Source organism: Frankia nepalensis (assembly GCF_016786325.1).
Lineage (GTDB): Bacteria > Actinomycetota > Actinomycetes > Frankiales > Frankiaceae > Pseudofrankia > Pseudofrankia nepalensis.
The window spans coordinates 1-5,309 of the sequence record NZ_JADWYU010000274.1; the positions used below are offsets into that span (position 1 = coordinate 1).

Sequence of the window (5,309 nt, forward strand, 5' to 3'; positions counted from 1 at the left end):
CCCGCCCCGCCCCCGGGGGCCGGGCCCCCCCCCCCCCCCCCGACTGCCGGCCCCGGTTCCGGCTACCAGGCCAGCCAGGCCTCGTCGCCGCCGTTCGCGAGCAGCAGGGCTCGGGCCGAGGGCTCGGCCGGTGGCTTGCGCGCCACCCGCTCGGTGACCAGGGCGCGCGCGAGGCCGGCCTGCCCGGACCTCGCCGCCGCGGCGATCAGGGTCAGGTCGATGACGTCGCGCTGCGCGTGGCTCCCGCCGACCGCGTGGGCCTCGGAACGGACCTCGGTCAGCAGGTCCACCGCGACCCGCGGCTCCTGCGCGGCGAACGCGGAGAAGGCCGTGAGCAGCGCGCGCCCGGCCCGTTCGGCGGCCCGCCTGTTGGCGGGAGCGGCCAGGTCCTCGTTGGCGGCGACCACCTGGGCCACGCGGGCGTGGTCGCCGGCGAGCCCGAAGACCATGACCGCGTGCCAGTCGTTAAAGACGTAGGTCGGCGTGCCCACCACGTCGGCGATGTCCGCCGCGAGCTCCGCCGCGCGGGCACCCACGTCCGTCCCGTACAGCGCCAGCCGCCACAGCAGGGCCGCCGCGTCGACGACGTCCAGCCACTCGGTAGACCGGACCGCGCGGATCCGCTCGTCATACAGCGCGAGCGCCTCGTCGGCCCGGCCCAGCTCCAGCTGGTACAGCCCGAGATGCCACCAGTTGTGCACCGCGAAATAGCTGTCCCGCCAGTCAGGGGCCGAGGAGGTCAGGAACGAGACCCCGGACGCGAGGCGGCCCTCCATCTCGAACACGTGGGCCAGCGCGTGCACGGCCCAGACGTCCTTAGGGCCGCGGGCGAGCGCGCGGCGGGCGGCTTCCTCGGCGCCCCGGTAGTCCGCGTTCTCCTCGAGGCCGAACGCGTACATGCCCTGGACGAACCCCCAGGCCGGGTCGCTGTCCGGCCAGGCGGGAAGCACCCGCGCCACGACGTCGCGCAGCTCCTTGCGGTCGCCGAGGAAGAAGTAGAGGTCCTGGGCCACCTTGAGCGCCAACAGGTCACGGGGGTTGGCCAGCAGCGCGCGCTCCAGCGCGCGGGTGGCCGCCCGCCAGTCGCCGCCGGCCCACGCCCGGGCGGCTTCCAGGTGATGGAGCTCGCGCCCGGCGGCCAGCCCCGCGGCGGCTTCGGCGGGGCCGTCCGCGACGGCCGCCAGCGGCTTGAGGAGCTCGCTGGCCCCGGCGCCGCTCTCGTGGGTCGTCGCGTAGAGCGACAGGTAGGCGAGGAAGATCCGGGCGAGCGCCAGCTCGCCGTCCGCGGCGAGCGCGGCCCCGGCGCCGCCCACCGGATCCCCGGCGAGCGAGACAAGATCCTCGATCGCCTGGTCCAGCAGGGGGACGGCGGCCGCGTCGGCCGCCAGCACCGGAACGCCCCAGCGGTCCGTGAAGGTCTCGCTCATGGCGCGATTATCCCGGGTATCCCGGGGTGTGGGTCATCCGGCGGGCCGGGACGTCGGTCCGCGAAACGGGTAGAGCAGCTGGCGGCCAAGGCCGTCAGGTGGGCTGTCACCGCGGATACCGAACCGGGTGGGCTGGGAGCCGCTGGGCAGGTAGAAGGTGCCGAACAGCAGGTCCCACAGCGGCAGGAAGCCGGCGAAATTCTTGTCCAGCCCCTCCTCCTGCGACGTGTGGTGCCAGCGGTGAAACACCGGGGTCGCGATGATGTAGCGCAGCGGGCCGAAGCTCCACCGCAGGTTCGCGTGGATGAAGACCGCGTAGAGGACCAGGATCCCCGCGGCCGGGCCGAGCGTCCCGGGCCGGAACCCCAGCGCCAGCAACGGGAGGAACTGCGCGAACGTCGTCAGGGCCTCGTTGACCGGGTGCACCCGCACGGAGCTGAGCCAGTCCAGGTCGGTCGAGCTGTGGTGCACGGCGTGGAAGGGCCACAGGCGGCTGTTCCGGTGGAACAGCCGGTGCATCCAGTAGGCGATGAAATCCCCGAGCAGCAGCAGCTCCACTACCTGCGCCCACGCCGGCTGCCGACTGATCGCGGTGTCCCGGTTCAGCCAGTCGATCAGGCCGTCGGGGCTCAGCGGAGCACCGAGCGGCAGGGCCACGACGAGAACGGCCACCGTCGCCGAAGCGAACGCGACCACCCGGCTCATAGGAACAGATACGAACCAGTACGCCACGTCGGTCCAGAACCCGCGACGAAGCCGCCGCTGGCCGGGGACGCCGGGAAAAGCACGCTCCAAAAGCGCGAACACCGGAAGAAGCACAACGAATGCCAGCGTAAGCCGCACCAAGACCTCGATCATGGCGGATCCCTACTCCCAGCGGTCGAAGGCCCGGCCCGACGGCCGAAAGACCCAGCGCCATCCCACCCACCGAAAAGGACCTTACGTCGACTCTTTCGGCGTTCGGGTGGCCGGGATGTTCGAAATCGGTAAGACCCGGCGCGGGCACAGCGGCCCGCCTCCCTCCAGCCACCCGCTCCCCAGACCACTGTCGCCGAGCTAGGCGCGCGCTCGCCGGCCGCGCCGCCCAGGGACGAGGGTCAACCCGTCGTCCACAGCAGCACCTGATGATCGGAGCTGCCACTGGCGAACGTGCGGTCGTCGGGCGCGAACGCCACCGAGATCGCGCCGCTGAGGCGCGCCGTCAACGGGGAGCCGGAAAGATGCGGACTCGCCAGGCTGGACACGTCCCACAGCCGCACCGGCGATGATGCCGTGGCTGTGGCTCATAGTCCTGACCGGCGCCCACATCTGGCTCGCGGGCACCGACTTCGACCTGGCGTTCGACCGGGCCTACCACGTGGTGCCGTTCCTGTGCTGGGTCCCCAACCTGCTGGTGGCACAGTGGTATCTCGGCCGTTCGCCGGCGTCGGTGCCCGGTCACCCGGCTGCCGCGGCCGGGACATGACCGAGGCAGGCTCCCTGGGGACGACGGCCACCAACGGCCACCGACATCGTCATCACGGACCTATGCGGATCCGCCCGCCGCCAGCCGTCCCCCGTCTCCCGCGTGGTTCGGTACGCGCTACTTCGCGTCCGCCAACGTCGGTCCCTCGATCGGCAGCGGCTTCCGGGGGGCGCACAGCAGCGGGCCTCCGCACCGTTCGATGCCATCCTTGATGGCGATCATGTTGGACGCCACGTAAGGGATGTTGTTCGCGGAGTGCCATTCGGACGGGAAGTAGGTGACCAGTCGCGAGCTCTGGAACCGGGCGCGGATCTGGGGCACGAAGGCACGGTACTGATCGTTGGTGTAGTACCAGAACGAGTTCTCGTTGTAGTAGGAGATGTGCGTCGGGTCCTGGTAGGCGCCCCGGCCGTCGGAGCTCGGGGTCAGGGTGAGAAGCATGCCCCCCGGCGCCAGCAACCGGTACAGCTCGTTGATCAGGGGCACCTTCGCCGGCACGTGCTCCAGGAAGTCCACGGCCCTGATGACGCCTACCGAGTTGTCCGGGAGATCGAGCGGTTCAGGGAGCGTCGCGACGATGTCGACGCCGTCCCCCGGATACTGGTCCACGCCCAGGTAGCCGGACGGCTTGCGGTGCGCCGCGCCGAGATCCAGCGCCAGCAGACCCTGGCGGGAGGCCCAGGCCAGCACGTTGGCCTCGATGTGCCTGTCATACAGCGCGACGGTTTCCCGCTGGATGTGCGCGTTGATCTCGGCATCTCGCTGGGTGTTCTCGCCGTGTATCCGCTGCAGGTAGAGGCAGCGAGGGATCTGATGGAACTCGCCGGCCTGGAAGAGACGGCACATCAGGTCCTGGTCGTCCAGCACCGTGCGACTCGCGTCGTACCCGCCGATCTTCTCGTAAACGTCCCGTCGGAAGGCGCGGACGTGGTTGGGGGCGTACCAGATGTACGAGACGTTGTGCGGTGTCGGCGCCATGGAGACCGCCTGCAGGACCCGGAGGCCGTCGACGTCCGCCTCCTCGTACCGCCAGCCGTGCGCCGCGTCGAACCGGCTGTCGTCACGACCGCCGTCCTGCGTGATCTGAGCGGTGTGACTGTAGACGAAGACGGCCTTGGGATTGTCGTCGAAGGCCTTCGCCAGTTCCGCCAGGCAGTCCCTCGCCAGCAGATCATCATGGTCAAGCTCGACGAGGATCTCGCCACGAGCCAACTCGCAGGCCCGGCGCTTGGCCGCGCCCACCCCGCTGATGCCGTCCGCTATCTCCACTCTGACCCGGTCGTCCGGAGAATCCGGACGCCATCGTGCGCCGCTGTTCAGCAGCACGATCCACTCCCAGTCGGCCCGGGTCTGCGCGCGCAGTGTCTCCAGGCACTCGTCGAGATAACGAGGGCGGTGGCTGGGGGTGAAAACGGAGAACTTGGGCGTTGGTGACGTCATCTTTGGATACCTGTCCGGGGGCTGTCGGTGAATTGGTGAGGCCGCGAGGTGCCCAGTATCGGCCCTTTCCGGGACGACCGTCGCCGTCACCGGGTTTCCTGATCGGTATGGCTTCGTTGCCACTTGTCGGTGGTAGTGGTTTCTGCGCGGGTTCCGTTTTGGCCCCTGACGGGGTGGCCGGTCGACGGGTCATCGACCGGAAACCATGCGGACGGTACCCCCACCCAGTCGAAGGTGGGGGTACCGCCACGCAGCATCGCCTCTGCTCCGGCGAATCCTGACCAGAAGTCAGGACCTGTTATGGGCTACGGCGCGCAAACCGCGTAGGCCCTGACTGGCACGCCCGCGGAGGCGGTCGCCTGCCAGCCGGTCGGGGGCGTCAAGAGCGTGCCACCGACGGGCGTCGAACTGGCGATCGCGACGAGGCCCAGCGGAAGTCCCGCCGCCCCGCCGCCGCCGATGGCGAAGGTGCCCACTGGGCACGAGGCAACCGCCGGGCCGAGGAGGGTCTCGGCCTCGACAACGATGGACGAAGCTCCAACGCTCGGCCCCTGGGTACCCTGCGTGCCCTGGAAGCCCTGGAAGCCCTGGAAGCCCTGGAAGCCCTGCGTACCGGGAGTACCAGGCTCACCCTGCGTACCGGGAGCACCCTGCGTACCCGGCGTACCGGGACCGCCCTGGAAGCCCTGGAAGCCCTGCGTACCGGGAGAACCAGGCTCACCCTGCGTACCGGGGGCACCCTGCGTACCCGGAGCACCCGGAGCACCCTGCGTACCCGGAGCACCCGGAGCACCCGGAGCACCCGGAGCACCCGGAGCACCCTGCGTACCAGGCGTACCGGGAGCGCCCTGCGTACCTGGAGTACCAGGCTCACCCTGGGTGCCGGGGGCACCCTGCGTACCCGGCGTACCGGGACCGCCCTGGAAGCCCTGGAAGCCCTGCGTACCTGGAGTACCAGGCTCACCCTGCGTACCGGG

At 70.4% G+C, this 5,309-nt stretch carries 5 protein-coding genes; 1 reads left to right on the plus strand and 4 read right to left on the minus strand.

What is annotated here, in order from left to right; all coding sequences use genetic code 11:
- Positions 1-62: 62 nt before the first annotated feature.
- From I6A81_RS40145 to I6A81_RS40155, 3 genes are all read right to left on the minus strand, one after another.
- A complete protein-coding gene (locus I6A81_RS40145) occupies positions 63-1,427 on the minus strand; it encodes a hypothetical protein (protein ID WP_203007776.1) in 1,365 nt (454 codons plus the stop codon).
- 33 nt (positions 1,428-1,460) lie between these two features.
- Entirely contained in the window at positions 1,461-2,123 is a 663-nt protein-coding gene (locus I6A81_RS40150; protein ID WP_203007775.1) for a sterol desaturase family protein, read from the minus strand.
- Positions 2,124-2,524: 401 nt separating this feature from the next.
- Positions 2,525-2,671: a WD40 repeat domain-containing protein gene (locus I6A81_RS40155; protein ID WP_203010490.1), complete on the minus strand. Its 147-nt coding sequence runs from the start codon at positions 2,669-2,671 to the stop codon at positions 2,525-2,527.
- Positions 2,672-2,691: 20 nt separating this feature from the next.
- Between I6A81_RS40155 and I6A81_RS40160 the strand changes: the two genes are divergently transcribed.
- A complete protein-coding gene (locus I6A81_RS40160) occupies positions 2,692-2,892 on the plus strand; it encodes a hypothetical protein (RefSeq protein ID WP_203007781.1) in 201 nt (66 codons plus the stop codon).
- A 117-nt stretch (positions 2,893-3,009) separates the two neighbouring features.
- On the opposite strand, the gene I6A81_RS40165 is transcribed toward I6A81_RS40160, so the two are convergent.
- On the minus strand, positions 3,010-4,332 hold the full coding sequence (locus tag I6A81_RS40165; RefSeq protein ID WP_203007773.1) for a glycosyltransferase: 1,323 nt from the start codon (positions 4,330-4,332) through the stop codon (positions 3,010-3,012).
- Positions 4,333-5,309 lie beyond the last annotated feature (977 nt).

Coding starts and splice junctions, on each gene's coding strand:
- I6A81_RS40165 (WP_203007773.1), bottom strand. CDS start 4,332: ATGACGTCACCAACGCCCAAGTTCTCCGTTTTCACCCCCAGCCACCGC.
- I6A81_RS40160 (WP_203007781.1), top strand. CDS start 2,692: ATGATGCCGTGGCTGTGGCTCATAGTCCTGACCGGCGCCCACATCTGG.
- I6A81_RS40145 (WP_203007776.1), bottom strand. CDS start 1,427: ATGAGCGAGACCTTCACGGACCGCTGGGGCGTTCCGGTGCTGGCGGCC.